Consider the following 18883-nt stretch of genomic DNA (forward strand, 5'->3'; position numbering starts at 1 on the left):
TTCGTAAATTTGCGGCCTAATTAAATTCAGTTGCAAGAAAACACCACATTTCCAGACTTTAATTTTGCAGAAGGCGAACTCCTGCTGATTAACAAACCTTACCAATGGACTTCTTTTGACGTTGTGGGGAAAATCCGCAATTCACTGAAACCACATAAGTTAAAGGTTGGCCACGCTGGTACTTTAGACCCGCTGGCAACAGGTTTGTTGATTATCTGTACAGGAAAACTCACTAAGAAAATCGATACTTTCCAAGCGGAAGAAAAAGAATACACCGGAACACTGGTTTTAGGAGCCACTACCCCATCTTACGATATGGAAACCGAAGTGGATGCCACTTTTGATTTTTCAGCCATTACCGAAGAACAAATTTACGCAGCTACCGAACAATTTAAAGGCGACATTTCACAATATCCGCCAGCACATTCTGCAGTAAAAGTAAATGGCGAACGCTTGTACGTAAAAGCTCGTTTGGGCGAAGAAGTGGAGTTAAAAAAGCGTTTCGTAACCGTTAATGAATTTGAAATTACCCGAATTGCATTGCCAGAGGTTGATTTCAGAGTAGTTTGCAGCAAAGGCACTTACATTCGTTCGCTAGTTTCTGATTTTGGAAAAGAATTGAACAACGGCGCTTATATGTCCAAACTTACACGTACGAGAAGCGGTAATTTTTTATTGAGCAGAGCTTATGAGCTCCCAGATTTGATTGCTTATCTTCGTGAAAAAAGAGAAGAAACAAAAGCAAATTCATTAACTGATGCAAAAGCTCAATAAAACCGATAGCAAACGCATGGCTAGGGAAATTCTTTTCATGTGCCTTGGCGTAATTTCAGCGTGTTTTGGGTTGAAAAGCTTTTTAATGCCAGAAGATTTTATCGATGGCGGAGTAACCGGTATTTCCTTACTGATAAGCACATTAACCAAATGGAACCTATCCTATCTTATCGTTATTATTAATATTCCATTTATTATTTTGGGATATAAACAAATAGGGAAAACTTTCGCACTTAAAACATCCATTGCCATCGCAGCACTTTCTTTAGGCTTAATTTTTATTCCATTTCAACCCATTACCCACGAAAAAGTTCTAGTCGCTTTTTTTGGCGGTTTCTTTTTAGGAGGTGGTATTGGTTTAGCAATGCGTGGCGGCTGTGTAATTGATGGAACAGAAGTTCTGGCTTTGTACATCAGTAGAAACAGTCAACTTACTGTAGGAAATATCATTTTCATCCTCAACATTGTGATCTTTCTCTTTGCAGCCTATTTCATCAATATTGATACTGCACTGTATGCCATCCTAACTTATTTATCTGCCACCAACACCATCGATTTTATTGTAAACCGATTGGAAGCTTATACTGGTGTTACTATAATTTCGGAAGAAAATGACAACATTAAAGCCTATATCATTAACGAAATGAAACGTGGTGTAACCATCTACAAAGGCGAAGGTGGATATTTGGAAAAGAAAGACATCGACATTATTTATACCGTAGTTACTAAGTTAGAATTGGGCAAACTGCAAGATAAAATAAACGAAATTGACCCAAATGCGTTTGTAGTACAACAACAAATTGCAGATTTAAAAGGCGGCGTGGTTAAACGCCAGGCTTTCCATTAAGATTAATTGTTTTGAAAATATACACTCAACTTTCGGAGTTTAAGAAATTAGCTAATGCTGTAGTCACCATCGGCACGTTTGATGGTGTACATTTTGGACATCAAAAAATTATCAAAAGGTTGTGCGAATTAGCAAAGTCATCAGGTGGAGAAAGTGTCTTACTTACTTTTTTTCCGCACCCGAGGATGATTATCGATCCTGAAAATCAGGAGTTGAAGATGATTAATACCATTGATGAAAAAGCGAAAATATTAGCTAGCTTAGGCGTAGACCACTTAATTATCACCCCTTTTACCAGAGATTTCTCGAACTTAAGTGCTAGCGATTATATCAAAAACATTTTGATAGATACCATTGGAACTAAGAAGATTATCATTGGTTACGATCACCGATTTGGTAAAGATAGATTAGGAAATATTCAGACGTTAGCAGAAAATGCAGAAGCTTTTGGATATAGTGTTGAAGAAATTCCTGAACAAGACATTAACGATGTTGCGGTAAGTTCTACTAAAATCAGAAAAGCATTGCTTGAAGACGATATTGCATTGGCAAATGAATATTTAGGCTACGCATTTTCTATTTACGGCCCCGTAATTAAGGGTGACAAAATTGGCAGAACCATTGGCTTTCCGACAGCAAATATTTTCGTGGCAGAAACCTACAAGCTTATTCCAGGAGATGGAATTTATGCGGTGACTGTAGAAATGGGCGAAGAGCAAAACCCGGAATCCTATAGGGGCATGGCCTACATTGGTCAGCGGCCAACAATTAACGGTATGACCAGAAATATCGAAGTGAATATTTTTGATTTTGACCGAGAAATTTATGGGCAGAACATCAAGATGAATTTCTTAGCTTTTTTAAGGCACGACGTAAAGTTCACCGGATTAGACACTTTAAAGCTACAGCTCCAAAAAGACAAAGAAGACACATTATCTTTTTTTGAAGGAAAATAACATTTTATTGTCTTTTTCGTTACCAGAAGCCGCTTAGTTTATTCCAACGCTTCAAAAAACCAACATTTTTTTGTAATTTGTGGGCTATGAAGTATGTGCTGCTGTTTTGTGTCTGGTTAACGTTATGTTATTCTTCGTTATCTGCTAGCGAAACACCTGTGTATGCACAAAAAGATTTGCGAACTAGTATCTGTGGCAGCATCAACAGTGGCAAAAGCAAAAAAGCTTCAATCTACAACAAAATCAAGCTTAATTTCACAAAAGTTAGAATGCTTTTTTCTCAAAGCATTCTACCAGATTTACCATTAAGCATTAAAACTAAGCCTGCTCTACCAGTGGTTAGTCAAACCATAGGATGGTCTATTTTTGAAAAATCTAGTTATCAATATATTTTCAGCTATTTATATTCCAAGCATGCCTTTTGGTGACATTGTTTTCATTCTGATGATCAAAATTTAAACAACCCAATAACATTTTTTTAGCTAAATGACACACTTACCTGTACTAATTGCAGATTTAGGACTGATACTTGCCGCTGGTGGTATTACCACTATTATATTCAAAAAAATTAAACAACCACTAGTTTTAGGCTACATCATTGCTGGACTTTTGGTTGGTCCACATTTCAAATTTATCCCTACTGTTTCAGATAATGCCAATATTACTATTTGGGCAGAAATTGGGGTAATTTTCTTGCTTTTCAGTTTAGGGCTCGAATTTAGTTTCAAAAAGCTGGTCAAAGTTGGTGGTTCCTCCTCTATAACTGCCTTAGTAGAAATTATTGGAATGTGTTTAATTGGCTACTTTGCTGGTAAGCTAATGGGCTGGAAAACCATGGATGCCATTTTCTTGGGCGCCGTTCTTTCCGTTTCCTCTACAACTATTATCATTAGAGCATTTGATGAACTGGGTGTAAAGCACAAAAAGTTTGCAAATCTTGTTTTTGGAGCCCTTATTGTAGAAGATTTAGCGGCCATCTTAATTATGGTATTGCTAACTACCGTTGCGGTTAGCCAGCAGTTTGCAGGAGCAGACATGCTAATTTCTATCCTTAAACTAAGTTTTTTCCTTATCCTCTGGTTTCTAGGTGGAATTTTCATCATCCCAACTTTCCTAAAACTTACCAAGAAATTGATGAACGACGAAATGCTCTTAGTTGTGTCGTTAGCATTGTGTTTAGTGATGGTGATTTTAGCGGTGAAGGTAGGCTTCTCTCCTGCCCTAGGTGCATTTATCATGGGATCTATTCTGGCAGAAACCACACAAGCGGAGAAAATTGAGCACCTCACCAAATCCGTAAAAGATTTATTTGGAGCAATTTTCTTTGTATCTGTAGGGATGTTGATTGATCCAAGTATTTTGATTGCTTACTGGAAACCAATTTTGATCATCACTGGTATCACTATTGTAGGTAAATTAATTACAACTGGTGGTGGTGCATTGCTTTCGGGCCAACCACTAAAAACTTCGGTACAAACCGGATTAAGTTTAACGCAAATCGGTGAGTTCTCTTTCATCATTGCCACTTTGGGCTTAAGCTTAAAAGTTACCAGCGAATTTCTTTATCCTATTACCGTAGCAGTATCAGCAATTACAACTTTTACTACGCCATATCTTATTAAATATTCAGAGAATTTTTACGGCTTTTTAGCAAAGATCTTACCTCAAAAATGGTTAGACGCTATCAGTAGATATAGTAGCAGTACCGAAGGTATAACTACCTTGAGCGACTGGAAAGTACTGTTAAGGGCTTACATTTTCAACACCATTATTCACTCGGTAATTATCATTGCAATTGTAGTATTAGCCTCTAGATATTTACATCCGTTTGTCGTTAAAAACATCACCAATGGTAGCAACGGTGTAATCATCAGCGTAATTGTATCTTTCATCATTATGTCGCCTTTTTTATGGGCACTTTCTATCAAGAGAATACAAAAGGTTGCCTACTCGCACCTTTGGTTAAATAAAAAATATACCCGCGGACCTTTAATTGCTATCGAAGTTTTTAGGATTGCACTGGGTATCTTTTTTGTAGGTTTTTTAATGTACGAGTTCTTTGATACTTGGGTTGCTGCGAGCATTGCCCTTGGATTAATCGTCGCAGTAATGGTGGTATTTTCCCGCAAACTGCAAAGCTTTTACGAGCGTATGGAGAACAGGTTTTTCTACAACCTTAACGCTAGAGAGACCGCTAAAAAACAGCCAGAAATTTTACCTTGGGATACTCACTTGTTAGAACTTACGGTAGCTCCAGAGTCTAAATTAGTAGGAAAAACATTGGTAGATTTAGCGGTAAGGGAAAAGTACGGAATTAACATCGCCATGATTGAACGTGGTAAAATCATGATACCTACACCGAAACGTGATGAGCGCTTGTATCCAAACGACAAAGTATTAGTAATTGGGACAGATGACCAGTTAGCGAGTGTAAAACATCTTTTTGAAGGCGATCATACAGAAATTGATGAAGATACAACATTCCCTAAACAGGATATGTCATTACAGAAGATAGTGATCAATAGCAAATCGCCCGTTTTTGGGCAAACCATTAGAGATAGCGGCATTAGGGAAAAAACGCAAGGCCTGGTTGTTGGTATCGAGAGGGATGGTCAGCGTATTTTAAATCCTGATTCTAATTTGGTTTTTGAGAATGAAGATATCGTTTGGATAGTTGGAAATAACAAACGTATTCCAGAATTGTTGAAATAGATAGAGAAGACTATATTTATTGTCAAATAACATTTGATGAAAAAAATAGACCAGGATAAAAGTGAGTTTTTGGATGAAATGCTAGACTATTGGCAATCGGAAAGGTTGTTGACAGATACCGACATCAATAGATTGAAAGAAAGTTATCAACCAAAAATTTTCGATTGGCGACGTTTGGCTCAATACTCCTTCTGGATTGCAATGGCTTGCGGAGTAATTGCCTTAAGTGCGTTACTGGTTGATAAATCGCTATTGGATTACCTTAAAAACCTCTACAACACACCTAACATTGTCATCAGTATAGTTTCTGCATTAGCCGCAGCTGGATGCTATATTTTAGGTGTTAGAAGAAAAAGGAAAAACCCGCAGAGTGTATTTAGCAACGAGGCAATTATCTTTTCAGGAGTGATGCTAACTGCAAATGCTATTGCCTATTTAGGGAAAGCTATCGACAATGGCAGCAACCATTTCTCATTATTGATTTTCTTCTCGGTCATCATTTATTTGACATTAGCTTACCTCTTCAAATCAAGATTGATTTGGGCCTTTGCACTACTGGCTCTGGGCGCCTGGTTTGGCACAGAAACTGGCTACCTTTCTAAATGGAATTGGTATTTCTTGGGGCTTAATTATCCTTTGCGTTTCGTTTTCTTTGGCTTACTATTAACGGCATCATCTTTACTTTTAAGGAGAAGTAAACAATTAGCTTATTTCTTCGATATTACCTACTTCGCCGGTTTACTATACTTATTCACCTCATTGTTACTCCTTTCTATATTTGGCAATTATGGCACTTTGGAAGAATGGTATATCATCAAACAAATTACACTCTTTTACTGGGCAATTATTTCAGCCGTAATATGCGTGCTGGCAATTATTATCGGGCTAAAACGTAATGATGCCATGCTTAGGGAATTTGGGATTATTTTCCTGTTCATCAACCTATACACCCGCTATTTCGAATATTTCTGGGATAGCTGGCACAAAGCGGTTTTCTTTATGATACTCGGTGTTTCGTTTGTACTCATTGGTCGCAAAGCAGAAAAAATTTGGAGTGGAGAATTTATAAGTAAATAATGATTGAGGGGTCATTGTTAATGATTAATTGTTGATGGTTAATGGTTTTATAGTTGCAGCGCCGCTATTTAATTGATTATTGGTACTTGTTTATTTCTCAAATCATTGGTGCTTGGGTATTGGTCATTTTCATGATTATCATTAACAAATAACATGACCTCCGTCATAAAAACAAAAGCGCAATAAGCCGTATCTTTGAGCATTAAACTTCAGTAAATGGCATTGGCAGATATCAGCACAATAGAAGATATTCAATTATTGGTAAACACTTTCTATTCGCGAGTAAGGGAGAACGAATTATTGGGTCCAATTTTTAATGAAAGAATTGGCGATAGATGGGCGGAACACTTAGAAAAGATGTATCGCTTTTGGCAAACTGTACTTTTGGAAGTTCATACTTATACAGGAAGTCCGTTCCCTCCGCATGCCAAATTACCTGTAGAAGCTTTACATTTTGATACTTGGCTGCAAATATGGAACGGCACTTTAGATGAGTTTTTTGCTGGAGAAAAAGCCAGCGAAGCTAAATGGAGAGGCTACAAAATGGCAGAAATGTTTATGTATAAAATTGAGTATTACCGTAACAACGATGCGAAACCGCTGCTTTAAGTTATCCATTGTTTTTTCTTTTCTTGATACTAGATACTAAATACTTGCTACTAAAATGAAGTCTAAAGTAGAACAGCCCATTGCACTTATTTGCTCCTTTACTTGGATAGGTTTTGTGTGTGCCATTAGTTTTTTAGAAGCTTGGTTAAAGTTTAGAGCTCCAGGTGTTACGTTACCTATTGGTTTAGGCATAGGCCGATTAGTATTTGCGGCATTAAACAAAGTGGAATGGGTATTTGCAGTAGCAATTTTGATTAGCAACATTAGGGTTGTAAAAAAGATTAGCATTAGCCCTTTCTATATTTTGGTGGTTATAGTATTGATTTTACAAACCGTTTGGCTGCTACCAGCTTTAGATGCTAGAGCAGAACTTTACATTCAAGATAAACCTGTTGCGCATTCGTACCTTCACTTATACTATGTAATTGCTGAAGGAATTAAGATTATTTCCCTTTTTATTTTCGGAACGCAGTTGTTTAAGTTGGAGAAGGTGTAAGCTAACGAACATCTTCTTTGCGTCATTTAGCGAATACTCAGCATTACTTTGCGGTTAAGATACAAACCGCGAAGAAAGAGAAGGGTTTCGCAAAGACCGCAAAGTGACAGTAACAACCTTTGTAGATTAAACCTGATGGAAGCGGATATATTTTTTGATGCGTCATTTCGAACGCAGTGAGAAATCTGTTTAATAGAAGAGTTAACCATAAGATTTCTCCCTTCAGTCGAAATGACGGAATGAGTTAACAAAAAGATAGTAGCGAACAGCAGGGCTGAAATTTCCGATGAAAAAGTGTAGCACCTTTTCAAATAAAATTACTACCCAAAATGAATAACTATTTGCTTAATGACTAAATAAAGTGCCAAGCAATAAAGAAATATCGCAATACATTTATTAATCAATCGGCTGCTGAGCGTGAATTTTTCTTGAATAAATTTGGCAAAATGCGCATAACCGAACAGTGCTAATGTAGAACCAACGCCAGAACCTAAACTAAATATAATCAAGGACGGATAGCTGGTGGTGATCCATTCGTGTAAGATAACATAATTACCAAAAAATAGCCAAAATGGTATCTGTACAGGGTTTAAAACCCCTAAAATAACGCCGTATAGTACACTTCCTTTCCTGCTATCTTCGGCTGCTTTAGGTTGATGAACCTGATCACGATTTTTCCAGGCTAAAGTTCCCATTACTATCAAAAGAATGATCATGAAAACATCTACCAAAAAGCTTAACTGGAAATTACCAACCTTAATCGTATCGATATCTACATCGCTAGAAATCCAACGGGCAAAACGCATCATGCCGAAGGTAAAAAACACCTCAACAATTGAAAAGGCAAGTATAAATCCCCAAGCTTGGCGCATGCCCCTATTAATGGTAAGCTGTGCCAAAGTGAGATTAATATTTCCCGGTGGGATGTATCCCATCGCGTTAAGCGCAACGCCAATTAGGAATGTGATTACGAGCATTAATAGATTGATATATTGTTAATTTTTTTCATTGTTTGGTTTTAGTAATTGTAAGGTTTTATTGTTGATCTCACCTCTCAAATTTAAGCCAAATGTGCTTTTAAAAATTGGCCGGTGTAAGAGTTTTCTACCTTCAACAAATCTTCTGGTTTACCCTCAAAAACTACGTTTCCACCTTTATCTCCCCCTTCTGGACCAATGTCTATTACCCAATCTGCACACTTAATCATGTCCATATTATGCTCTATAACAATTACCGTGCTACCTTGTTCTATCAAAGTATTTAGTGCTTTCAATAATTTTTTGATGTCGTGGAAATGCAAACCTGTAGTTGGTTCATCGAAAATGAAAACCGCCTTTTGTGCATTGTTTCCCTTAATTAAAAACGATGCTAATTTGATACGCTGCGCCTCGCCACCCGATAAGGTATTTGAAGATTGCCCCAAGTGAACATACCCCAAACCAACATCAACCAATGGTTGCAGCTTAGCCATTATTTTAGTTTCTTTCGCAAAAAACTCAACAGCTTGGTCAATGGTCATATCTAAAATATCAGATACGTTTTTATCCTGATAAGTAACATCTAACACCTGTTGTTTAAAGCGTTTTCCTCCGCAAGCTTCGCATGGTAAATAAATATCGGCCATAAATTGCATTTCTATTTTCACTTCGCCTTCGCCCTGACAAACATCGCAACGACCACCCTCTACGTTAAATGAGAATGCTGCTGGCTTTAAACCTGCTGCTTTTGCTGCTGGCAAACCAGAGAATAATGCTCTTACATCGTCCCAAGCTTTTACATAAGTTACAGGATTAGAACGTGACGACCTTCCGATTGGGTTTTGGTCTACCATTTCTACCTGTTGTACCAAGTCGATGTTTCCAAAAATACCATCGTAAGAACCCGTTTGTTCGCCAGCATAATTACCAATAGCCTTCTGCAAAGCAGGATATAAAATTCGTTTGATTAAGCTCGTTTTTCCAGAACCCGAAACACCCGTTACGCAAGTAAAAATACCCAGAGGGAATTTAACATCCACGTTCTTCAGGTTATTTTCTCTAGCTCCTTTAATTAAAATATGGTCCTTCCAGTTTCTGCGTTTTTTAGGGATTTCTATACTATCCAGTCCTGCTAAATATCTTCCTGTAAGTGATTTTTTGTCTTTAATGATTTGATTGTAAGTACCGCTGAAAACTAAATTCCCACCTTGTGTACCCGCTTCAGGGCCTATGTCAATTAAATGGTCGGCAGCTTTCATCATTTCTTCTTCGTGCTCTACCACCAAAACGGTGTTTCCAACGTTTCTTAACGACTCCAGCACACCAATTAAACGGTGCGTATCTCGAGGGTGCAAACCGATACTTGGCTCATCTAACACGTAAACAGACCCTACCAAGCTACTGCCTAGCGAGGTTGCCAAGTTTATACGCTGACTTTCGCCACCAGATAAGGTGTTTGATAAACGGTTTAAGGTTAAATAACCCAGACCAACATTATTGAGATATAAAATACGGCTGCTGATTTCTGCCAATAAACGCTTAGAAATTTTCTGCTCGTTTGAAGTTAATTCTAAACCTTCGAAGAATGGCAAAATGGTAGAAAGTGGCATTAAAACCAATTCTAAGATTGATTTACCCCCAACTTTAACGTAAGAAGCATCTTTACGTAAACGAGTTCCTTTACAATCTGGGCAAGTTGTTTTTCCGCGGTAACGCGACAACATTACCCTGTATTGAATTTTGTAGGTTTGCTCTTCCAGTTCCTTAAAGAAATCATCCAGGCCTCTGAAATATTTATTACCTGTCCAAAGTAATTGCTGTTGCTTCTCGGTTAAGTCGCTGAAAGGTCTGTGAATTGGGAAATCGAACTTGTCTGCATTTTTGATGAAAGCTTTTAGCCAATCGCCCATTTTTTCGCCACGCCAAGGTGCAATGGCACTATCGTAAACACTTTTACTTTTATCCGGAACTACCAAATCTTCGTCGATACCAATTACATTTCCATAACCTTCACAACGTTTACAAGCACCATAAGGATTATTGAAACTGAAGAAATTTGGTGTAGGTTCTTCGAATTTTAAATCGTCTAACTCAAATCTATCGCAGAAGAAAGTGCGTTTCCCGTCATTTTCAATATAGCAATCGCCTTTACCTTCAAAGAAAGCAGTTTGTGCAGAATCTGCGATGCGACTAATGGTTTCATCGTCTTTTGCCACCACAACACGGTCAATTAAAATGAAAACCTGGTCTGCTTCTGTCAGCTCTTTATCCTTAACGGTATCGTCTTCTAAAATAGCTTCGATCTTACGTACTTCTCCTAAATAAGAAACACGTAAAAAGCCTTTTTGCAGTAAAATAGCTAGTTCTTCTTTTAGCGTTCTATTATTTTGAGGGTGCAATGGACTGAAAATAGTAACCACTTCATCATCTGCCAATGCCGCAACAAAATCTACCACAGTACTTACAGTATCTTTTTTCACTTGCTCGCCCGAAATTGGGGAATAAGTTCTACCGATACGCGAATAGAGTAATTTTAAATAATCGTAAATTTCTGTAGAGGTACCAACCGTAGAACGAGGGTTTGAGGTAATTACTTTCTGCTCGATAGCGATAGCTGGAGCAATTCCTTTGATATAATCTACATCCGGCTTGTTCATGCGCCCCATAAACTGGCGGGCGTAGGCCGATAAGCTCTCTACGTATCTTCGCTGCCCTTCGGCATATAGCGTATCAAAAGCTAGTGATGATTTCCCTGAACCAGACATGCCCGTAATAACCACAAATTTGTTCTTTGGAATAGCTACATCAACGTTTTTAAGGTTGTGTACCCTAGCGCCTTTAATGATGATATGTTGATGCGGATCTTTCTCTAATTCCTTGCTCATTGATTACCTCTCGAATAATTTACAAAGATAAGTTATAATTTGAAAAGTTATGTCTTCAAAGTCTGATGATATCATTAACTAACTTAAAACCTTTAATTCTATTGGTACAGAATTTGTCATAAATATCCTACGTTACATTTTGGGCATTTAGACGCTGATTTGAAACTTTTATGTTAGATACACCATTGACTTTTCGATTGTTTATTTCATGTTTTTACATTTTTTAACAATTTAATTCTTTGAATATCACAAAAAAGTGTTTCTTTTGAAATTGTAACACAAGAACAATCATCATTCACTAACAAAAAAATAAAAGGAGAAAAGCTATAGATTAAAAATTTACGTGTTTATTATTTAATAAAGATGGGTTTAATCAAACACACTCCTATGAAGTTACAACAGGTTAGTGATCAGGATTTGGTGAAGTTATATATCGGTGGCGACGAAAGCGTAATCGAGGAACTTTTACGTAGGCACAAATCCAAAGTTTTCACTTCAATTTATTTATTGGTTAAGGATCAATATCTGGCAGAAGATATTTTTCAGGATGCCTTTATCAAAGTAATTAACACCTTGCGCTCTGGCCGTTATAATGAAGAGGGTAAGTTTTTACCATGGGTGATGCGTATTGCGCATAACTTGGTGATCGATTATTTTAGGAAGGAGAAACGTACACCTACCATTACCAGTGCGGATGGCACAGATGTGCTTAACCTGATCCAAATTCATGAGGAAAGTGCGGAAGAACGTATGTTGCGTGAGCAAACACATACCGATTTGCGTAAGATGATACAGTTTTTGCCAGATGAGCAAAAAGAGGTGTTAATTATGCGCCACTATGCAGATTTAAGCTTTAAAGAAATTGCTGAGCTTACCGATGTGAGTATCAATACTGCTTTGGGACGTATGCGCTATGCTTTAAGCAACCTTCGTAAAATGATGAATGTAAAAGAGGTTAGCGTTAGCCGAGGATAATCACAAAAATATTACAATAACTATTCATGTTGTATAACTTACACTAACACTAATTAAACTAATATTTAACCTACAATTGATATTAATTTTTAAAAAAATTAGAATTAACTATAATATGTGATAAAATAAAGGTGTGTTGCCAGCGTTTACAATCTAAACAAAAAGATATAAATGCGTATGACAAAAACCTTTACTCAAACCAACTTAAAAAACCTATCAAAATCTAAGGCTTTGGAACAGGGAGATTCTTCTGACCAGAACTTTTACAAAACCATCAAACCTAAGTTAGATGAGTTATTTAAAGAGCCTTCGGAAGAAACGATAGCAAAGATTTTAAAGCACGCTCAAAAGCGTTAAGTAAAAGTCCCGACACAAAATCGGGACTTTTATTATTTTAAGACACAATTAACCCTACGCTGACAATACCCTAAAATAAATTCGGCTACCTTTGCTTAGTGTAAACAAAACACTAAGAATGTTAATTGACAAAAAATTAATCCCCCTTACCCTTGGTGGTCTCGGCATAGGCATTACAGAATTTGTAATGATGGGCCTGCTGCCAGATATCGCCAAAGATCTTTCCATTACTATTCCAGAAGCTGGACATTTGATTTCTGCCTATGCTTTAGGTGTAGTTGTTGGCGCACCATTATTGGCTATCATTGCTGCAAAATATCCGCCTAAGTATATATTGCTTTCTCTGATGGGTCTATTTACCCTTTTTAATGCCATCTCTGCTTTTGCACCAAGCTACACTACCTTATTTATCGCAAGATTTTTTTCGGGCTTGCCTCATGGTGCTTTTTTTGGAGTAGGCTCTGTAGTTGCCAGTCGCATTGCACCAAAAGGAAAAGAAGCACAGGCAGTTTCATTAATGTTTGCAGGCTTAACAATCGCCAATTTGTTTGGTGTACCTCTGGGCACTTTTGTAGGTCATAATTACTCATGGCGATATTCATTTGCTATTGTAGCTGTGGTAGGTATCATCACTTTACTAAGCCTTAAATATTGGCTTCCGTTTCTTCCTGCGCCTAAAAACAAAAATTTAAAAACAGAATTGAGCTTTTTTGCTAAACGTGAAGCTTGGATCATCATTTTAATGATTTCTATTGGAACTGGCGGTTTATTTTGTTGGATAAGTTATATTAATCCATTAATGACCAAAGTGGCCGGTTTTGCCGAAAGTAGCGTTACCTATATTTTAATGCTTGCTGGCTTTGGTATGTTAGTAGGAAATTTTGTTGGCGGCTACTTAGCCGATAAGTTTTCACCAGCTAAGGCTTGCGTGTCGCTTTTGTTAGCGATGTGCTTGATTCTAGTCATTGTATTCTTCGTATCTATCAATCCAGTATTGGCTTTAGTGACTACGTTTTTAACTGCAGCAATTGCATTTGCTTCGGCAGCGCCAATTCAAATGTTAATGATTAGAACAGCTAAAGATTCGGAAATGATTGCAGCATCGGCTAGTCAAGCAAGCTTTAATATTGGCAATGCTTTGGGAGCACTATTTGGCGGTTTGCCATTGGTTTACAATTATACTTACAACTATCCATCGCTAGTTGGTGCTGGAATGGCGTTAACGGGTTCGTTTTTTGCTTTTTGGTTAATTAGGAGATTTGCCAAAACGAAGGCTGAACAAAGTTTTAATAATGCAGCGGCTTAGATTTTTTTGTAGAAGCTTATTTAGCTTAAATCACATAAGGAATATAAGTACATTTAAATTTTGAAAAATGCGTCATTGACGACTACTTATAAAAAAGCGGAGTAAACTGTAAGTCTATTCCGCTTTTTAAATCTTATCGAGATTTTCTAATTAAATACCTTCACCTATTCTTCCTTCTTATCAGGCACGAAACTCATCGATACTGAATTTACACAGTGACGCGTATTTTTTGCAGTTAAAAACTCACCTATAAATACGTGGCCCAAGTGGGCATCGCAGTTAGCGCAAACTATTTCAGTACGCGAGCCATCAGCATCTGGAATACGTTTTACAGCACCTTTAATCTCGTCATCAAAAGCTGGCCAGCCACAGTGCGCATCAAACTTACTGTCCGATTTATATAAGGGTGCATTGCATCTTTTGCAGATATAAGTACCTTTTTCGAAAAACTTATCGTATTTACCAGTGCCAGGATATTCTGTTCCTTTGCCAACGATGATACGTTCTTCTTCCTTAGTTAATTTATTCCATTCCATTTTTTTCGTTGTTTTTGAGACTGTGTTAGACGCTTGTTTTTTTTCTTCGTTCTGCTTCTGTGCACAGGCAGACACACTTGTTGCGATTAACAGTGCTAAAGCTACAAATGTTTTAGGGGCTATTAATTTCATACCATCATTGTTTTATTGATATACGTAAGCGCAATACGTTTAGATTTCTCGGTCGCCTCATACAAATATAACCAATAAACGTTTTTAGATTTTCATGTGGAAGTAAGGATTTTAAAGCTGCCTTATAGTTTAATATTCCCAAGTTCCGTAAAGTACTGCAACCTTTTTACGATTAGCAATGTAACTATCAAATCCATTTGCATCGTCGAACATAATCACCTGTCCATTACAGTTATAAACATCGTAAACCTTACTTGAAACCGCTTGGTTAACCTGTATAATTTCGTTGTCTTTATACTTATAAAGCACTACTCCATTCGATTCAGACCCGCCAGTAAACAATTTAACTTTTTGATTTAGCCAAGTTAAATTTTGTATTGGGTTGATAACACCGCAGGCAGTAATATCATCCTTTTTAGATTTTTACAAGATACAAATAGAGAAATTAATAAAATGAGCGACAAATATTTCTTCATAGTCTATTGACAATTAAACCAACTCATCTAAGATACAAAATACCCGTTTAACAAAAAAAGCGCCCCGACTTTACGTCGGGGCGCTTTTCTAAAAATATATTTTGTCGAGACTATTTTTTCAACAAAGCAGCCATAGCAGCACCAATCTCAGCTGGACTTTCTACTACCGTGATACCGCACTCACGCATAATTGCCATTTTTGCAGCAGCTGTATCATCAGCACCACCAACAATAGCACCAGCGTGACCCATTCTACGTCCCGGAGGCGCAGTTTGACCAGCGATGAAACCTACAACTGGCTTAGTACCGTGTTCTTTAATCCAACGAGCAGCTTCAGCTTCCATACCACCACCAATTTCACCAATCATGATGATACCTTCAGTTTCTGGATCGTTCATTAACAACTCTACCGCTTCTTTAGTAGGTGTACCAATAATTGGGTCACCACCGATACCGATAGCCGTAGTAATACCCAAACCAGCTTTCACTACTTGGTCTACCGCTTCGTAAGTTAAAGTACCAGATTTAGAAACTACACCAACAGTACCTTTTTTGAAGATAAAACCTGGCATGATACCAATTTTAGCCTCATCAGCAGTAATTACACCTGGGCAGTTAGGACCGATTAAACGGCAATCTTTATCTGCAATATAAGATTTTACAGCAATCATATCCTTTGTAGGGATACCTTCTGTAATACAAACAATCACTTTAATACCACCTTCAGCAGCTTCCATAATGGCATCAGCAGCAAAAGCAGGAGGTACAAATATAATAGACACATCGGCACCAGCTTTATCTACAGCATCTTTAACCGTGTTAAACACAGGTTTGCCTAAATGTTCTTGACCGCCCTTGCCTGGAGTTACTCCACCAACAACGTTCGTACCGTAAGCTATCATTTGCTCAGCGTGGTAAGTACCTTCATTACCAGTAAAGCCCTGAACAATTACTTTAGAATTTTTATTTACTAAAACACTCATTGTATCTATTTTTTTGTTGCAAACTTAAACTAAATGCAACGGAATGTCAACTGCAAAAGCATATTATTTACTAACTAGTCAATTCTTTACAAATCATCGGCTCTTGTTTAGCTTTAATGATTTCGCTTAGTTTATACTGTAAGTCGGTCTTAATCACAAAACCATCTCTAACCAAATATTTTCTACACGTCAAAAGTCGTGTTGCCAAAAATGCTACAATTTAACTTTCAAACCGTTTATCCCAACTTTAAACCATTTTTGATCTTCGTAAAAGGCACCTTCATGCTGTCCTTTATGCTGGTTAACATCAACACCCAAAACTTTTCCATTATAATAAAAACCAACATTAGTTGGGATAATAGTATGGCCAACAATAATTCTCTTCACATTGTAGATGGCTAGAGTTTCGTCTACTTCTGCTTCGGTAGCTTTTGGCTCAACAAAGTACCCCCTGTACCAAAACAAAGATGACCTAGTCCCATCGAAGAGTTTCCAAATTCTCTCATCCTTAAATAAGTCTTTTTTCTTGGCCTTGTCGTAGAATGGTCTGGCACTATCATTAATTTGTTTTAAGCTCAGCCCTAGTTTATTGATTTCTGGTGCTACACCTGCATGCAAGCAAAGGTTATCTCCAATTTTTTCAATTAGATTTTTACTACGCAGCCACCGTCCCAATTCAGAACTACTGCTATACAAATGCATATAATCCACCTCCATCAACTCCGCATTTAGCAAATATTTTTTTTCCAAATAACGCAGGTCGCCACTAAGGTTCATGATATCATGATTACCTAAAATTGTATGTACGTAGCCTCCCTTTGCTTTTGCATCTTGCTCTAGTTTATAAAGTAGCCAAATGGTTTCCGTTACATAACTGCCTCTATCAAACAAGTCCCCACAAATCACCAAGTGTCCCTTTCCGAAAGTCCAATTATAACGTTCGTCTATGACCTTGTTAGCCAGCAAAAGCTTTCTTAATGCTTCGAATTCGCCTTCTATATCAGAAAGCACCAATATCTTTTCTGGTTGTTTAAACGAAACAGGTTCATTTTTAATAGGCTGCAATTTCACAGAAAAATCCCACTCTGGATGATTAGAAAAACTTATCCTCACTGGAATGTTCTTCTTTTCATTTTCAGAAAATTGTTGCTTACTCAACTTTCGCTTTCCAGTTGTTTTATCAACCAAAATACTTCTTACAACAATTTTACTCTCTTCATAGGTAATGTAGGGACCATCGTTTTCATTCCCTGTGAAATTACTGGCCATCGCAAATTGCGATGCCAGTAATAAAAAAGCAGCTATTATAACTCTCATTTAATTTATCTATTGTTTGTATGCATCATTCTGATCCATATTAGGATTTGCATTTGTTTCCGCTAATGGAATTGGTAATACAATTTTATTAGAATTTGCCGGAATTGCAATAGTTAGACCACCGGTACGATATTTAGTAAACGCCAATTTATGACGAGTTAAATCAAACAAACGATGACCTTCGAAAGCAAACTCCTTACGATTTTCTTCTAAAATTAAAGTTTGTAAAGCAGTTCCGGTAGCCGTTGTAGTAGCTTTTGAAGCATCAGCACGTTTGGCCACCACATCTAGATCGGCTGCAGCCAATGCATCTTTACCTGTTTGTTTAGCTCTAGCTTCAGCACGTATCAAGTAAACTTCAGACAATCGAATTACTTTTACCCCTTCTTCGAAAGTGTTGATGTTATTATATTTTGTTATAAGATTTGCTGGATTTTCTGCATTCGATCTACTTCCTCTTGTCATAAAACCTCTTCTTACGTCTGTAGCAGTATAACCGTTATACAAATCGTCGGTTGCTAAACCGTCACCATAGCTAGAACCTTGAAACAGGAATGCAGCTAAACGGTCCGTACCTAGGTTACTAGTGCTATTATAAACTACTTCAAATATGGCTTCGCTATTATTTTGTGTTCTGAAGTTAGTTGAGCCACTTACCAAGTTTGCATTAGTTAACAAAGTATATCTATTTGGGCTTATTACATCAGTAGCCATTAACTCAGCATTTTCCCAATCTTCCATATATAGATAAACTCTGGCTAACAAAGCCTTTGCTGCGTAATGACTTATATGGCCTTTGTTAGATGCGGTAAATCCAACCGGTGTAGTCGGCATTAATGTAATAGCTTTTTTCAAATCATCAACTATTTGCGTATAGCCTTCTTTTACGGTGTTTCTTTTAGGATTAATGATATCTTCTTTACTCGTACCACTTTTAGTGAGCACAGGCACACCCAGATGTGTTGCTCCAGCCGTAGCGTTATAAGGCAATGCGTATAGTCGCAACAAGTCGAAATGAGCTAATGCCCTAACGGTGTAAGCCTCGCCAATTAAATGACTTACTTCAGGTTGCTCGCTGGTAGGCACTGTTAATTTTTCGCCTTTGGCAATAATGATATTTGCATTTACAATAGCTCGGTACAAAGTATTCCAAGTTCCAGAAGCTGTACCATCATTGGTAAGCGTAGTATATAAATCATAAGTGGTATATCTGCCAGAGTTTCTACGACTGATATACATATTGTCTGACATTACATCTGGCAAGACAACCATGCTGCGACCGTAATAAGCTGCACTCTGTAACATAGTATAGGTACCCATCATTGCAGCTTTAGTGGTAGGTAAATCTACAACTACTAAATCTACCGCTTTCTGTTGCTCTGGATCAATTTCCAAAAAATCTTTTTTACAGGCTGCCAATGATAATGTAATCAAAACCAAACCCAATATTTTATGTATTTTTTTCATT

17 protein-coding genes are annotated in these 18883 nt (G+C 37.4%); 10 read left to right on the plus strand and 7 right to left on the minus strand.

Annotated features, from left to right (window positions below; genetic code table 11):
- Positions 1–30: 30 nt before the first annotated feature.
- The 7 genes from truB (at position 31) to AC23ME_RS10170 (ending at position 7471) form a co-directional block, all read left to right on the plus strand.
- The gene (gene truB / locus AC23ME_RS10140) at positions 31–774 is read left to right on the plus strand and encodes a tRNA pseudouridine(55) synthase TruB (protein ID WP_487727638.1); all 744 of its coding nucleotides are present in this window, start codon (positions 31–33) and stop codon (positions 772–774) included.
- The gene (locus AC23ME_RS10145) at positions 758–1621 is read left to right on the plus strand and encodes a YitT family protein (protein ID WP_487727639.1); all 864 of its coding nucleotides are present in this window, start codon (positions 758–760) and stop codon (positions 1619–1621) included. Before truB ends, AC23ME_RS10145 begins: the two co-directional genes overlap by 17 nt.
- Before the next feature lie 11 nt (positions 1622–1632).
- Positions 1633–2577: a bifunctional riboflavin kinase/FAD synthetase gene (locus AC23ME_RS10150; RefSeq protein WP_487727640.1), complete on the plus strand. Its 945-nt coding sequence runs from the start codon at positions 1633–1635 to the stop codon at positions 2575–2577.
- A gap of 486 nt (positions 2578–3063) precedes the next feature.
- Complete coding sequence (locus AC23ME_RS10155; RefSeq protein WP_487727641.1) at positions 3064–5289, plus strand: monovalent cation:proton antiporter family protein; 2226 nt, start codon at positions 3064–3066, stop codon at positions 5287–5289.
- A gap of 36 nt (positions 5290–5325) precedes the next feature.
- A complete protein-coding gene (locus AC23ME_RS10160; RefSeq protein WP_487727642.1) occupies positions 5326–6366 on the plus strand; it encodes a DUF2157 domain-containing protein in 1041 nt (346 codons plus the stop codon).
- Between the two features lie 216 nt (positions 6367–6582).
- Positions 6583–6975, plus strand: coding sequence for a group III truncated hemoglobin (locus tag AC23ME_RS10165; RefSeq protein WP_487727643.1), 393 nt, complete (start codon positions 6583–6585; stop codon positions 6973–6975).
- A gap of 55 nt (positions 6976–7030) precedes the next feature.
- A complete protein-coding gene (locus tag AC23ME_RS10170) occupies positions 7031–7471 on the plus strand; it encodes a hypothetical protein (RefSeq protein ID WP_487727644.1) in 441 nt (146 codons plus the stop codon).
- 320 nt (positions 7472–7791) lie between these two features.
- On the opposite strand, the gene AC23ME_RS10175 is transcribed toward AC23ME_RS10170, so the two are convergent.
- Both AC23ME_RS10175 and uvrA read right to left on the minus strand, forming a co-directional pair.
- Complete coding sequence (locus tag AC23ME_RS10175; protein WP_487727645.1) at positions 7792–8448, minus strand: LysE family transporter; 657 nt, start codon at positions 8446–8448, stop codon at positions 7792–7794.
- Between the two features lie 83 nt (positions 8449–8531).
- Positions 8532–11333 (minus strand): excinuclease ABC subunit UvrA, encoded by a 2802-nt coding sequence (uvrA, locus tag AC23ME_RS10180; protein ID WP_487727646.1) that lies wholly within the window; start codon positions 11331–11333, stop codon positions 8532–8534.
- A gap of 387 nt (positions 11334–11720) precedes the next feature.
- On the opposite strand from uvrA, the gene AC23ME_RS10185 reads away from it, so the two are divergent.
- From AC23ME_RS10185 to AC23ME_RS10195, 3 genes are all read left to right on the plus strand, one after another.
- The gene (locus tag AC23ME_RS10185; protein ID WP_487727647.1) at positions 11721–12308 is read left to right on the plus strand and encodes an RNA polymerase sigma factor; all 588 of its coding nucleotides are present in this window, start codon (positions 11721–11723) and stop codon (positions 12306–12308) included.
- A 177-nt stretch (positions 12309–12485) separates the two neighbouring features.
- Complete coding sequence (locus tag AC23ME_RS10190; protein ID WP_487727648.1) at positions 12486–12665, plus strand: hypothetical protein; 180 nt, start codon at positions 12486–12488, stop codon at positions 12663–12665.
- Positions 12666–12783: 118 nt separating this feature from the next.
- The gene (locus AC23ME_RS10195; protein ID WP_487727649.1) at positions 12784–13971 is read left to right on the plus strand and encodes an MFS transporter; all 1188 of its coding nucleotides are present in this window, start codon (positions 12784–12786) and stop codon (positions 13969–13971) included.
- A gap of 164 nt (positions 13972–14135) precedes the next feature.
- Here the strand turns inward: AC23ME_RS10195 and AC23ME_RS10200 are convergent, their stop codons facing one another.
- The 5 genes from AC23ME_RS10200 to AC23ME_RS10220 form a co-directional block, all read right to left on the minus strand.
- Positions 14136–14639: a methionine-R-sulfoxide reductase gene (locus AC23ME_RS10200; protein ID WP_487727650.1), complete on the minus strand. Its 504-nt coding sequence runs from the start codon at positions 14637–14639 to the stop codon at positions 14136–14138.
- A gap of 129 nt (positions 14640–14768) precedes the next feature.
- Positions 14769–14948, minus strand: a complete 180-nt coding sequence (locus AC23ME_RS10205) for a hypothetical protein (protein ID WP_487727651.1) — start codon at positions 14946–14948, stop codon at positions 14769–14771.
- Between the two features lie 277 nt (positions 14949–15225).
- Positions 15226–16098 (minus strand): succinate--CoA ligase subunit alpha, encoded by an 873-nt coding sequence (gene sucD, locus AC23ME_RS10210; RefSeq protein ID WP_487727652.1) that lies wholly within the window; start codon positions 16096–16098, stop codon positions 15226–15228.
- A 213-nt stretch (positions 16099–16311) separates the two neighbouring features.
- Positions 16312–17415 (minus strand): metallophosphoesterase, encoded by a 1104-nt coding sequence (locus tag AC23ME_RS10215; protein ID WP_487727653.1) that lies wholly within the window; start codon positions 17413–17415, stop codon positions 16312–16314.
- A 9-nt stretch (positions 17416–17424) separates the two neighbouring features.
- Positions 17425–18882 (minus strand): RagB/SusD family nutrient uptake outer membrane protein, encoded by a 1458-nt coding sequence (locus AC23ME_RS10220; RefSeq protein ID WP_487727654.1) that lies wholly within the window; start codon positions 18880–18882, stop codon positions 17425–17427.
- Between the last annotated feature and the right edge of the window lies 1 nt (position 18883).

Source organism: Pedobacter sp. T50_32 (assembly GCF_057652195.1).

Coding starts and splice junctions, on each gene's coding strand:
- AC23ME_RS10145 (WP_487727639.1), top strand. CDS start 758: ATGCAAAAGCTCAATAAAACCGATAGCAAACGCATGGCTAGGGAAATT.
- AC23ME_RS10155 (WP_487727641.1), top strand. CDS start 3,064: ATGACACACTTACCTGTACTAATTGCAGATTTAGGACTGATACTTGCC.
- AC23ME_RS10160 (WP_487727642.1), top strand. CDS start 5,326: ATGAAAAAAATAGACCAGGATAAAAGTGAGTTTTTGGATGAAATGCTA.
- AC23ME_RS10165 (WP_487727643.1), top strand. CDS start 6,583: ATGGCATTGGCAGATATCAGCACAATAGAAGATATTCAATTATTGGTA.
- AC23ME_RS10170 (WP_487727644.1), top strand. CDS start 7,031: ATGAAGTCTAAAGTAGAACAGCCCATTGCACTTATTTGCTCCTTTACT.
- AC23ME_RS10175 (WP_487727645.1), bottom strand. CDS start 8,448: ATGCTCGTAATCACATTCCTAATTGGCGTTGCGCTTAACGCGATGGGA.
- uvrA (WP_487727646.1), bottom strand. CDS start 11,333: ATGAGCAAGGAATTAGAGAAAGATCCGCATCAACATATCATCATTAAA.
- AC23ME_RS10185 (WP_487727647.1), top strand. CDS start 11,721: ATGAAGTTACAACAGGTTAGTGATCAGGATTTGGTGAAGTTATATATC.
- AC23ME_RS10190 (WP_487727648.1), top strand. CDS start 12,486: ATGACAAAAACCTTTACTCAAACCAACTTAAAAAACCTATCAAAATCT.
- AC23ME_RS10195 (WP_487727649.1), top strand. CDS start 12,784: ATGTTAATTGACAAAAAATTAATCCCCCTTACCCTTGGTGGTCTCGGC.
- AC23ME_RS10200 (WP_487727650.1), bottom strand. CDS start 14,639: ATGAAATTAATAGCCCCTAAAACATTTGTAGCTTTAGCACTGTTAATC.
- sucD (WP_487727652.1), bottom strand. CDS start 16,098: ATGAGTGTTTTAGTAAATAAAAATTCTAAAGTAATTGTTCAGGGCTTT.
- AC23ME_RS10215 (WP_487727653.1), bottom strand. CDS start 17,415: ATGAGAGTTATAATAGCTGCTTTTTTATTACTGGCATCGCAATTTGCG.
- AC23ME_RS10220 (WP_487727654.1), bottom strand. CDS start 18,882: ATGAAAAAAATACATAAAATATTGGGTTTGGTTTTGATTACATTATCA.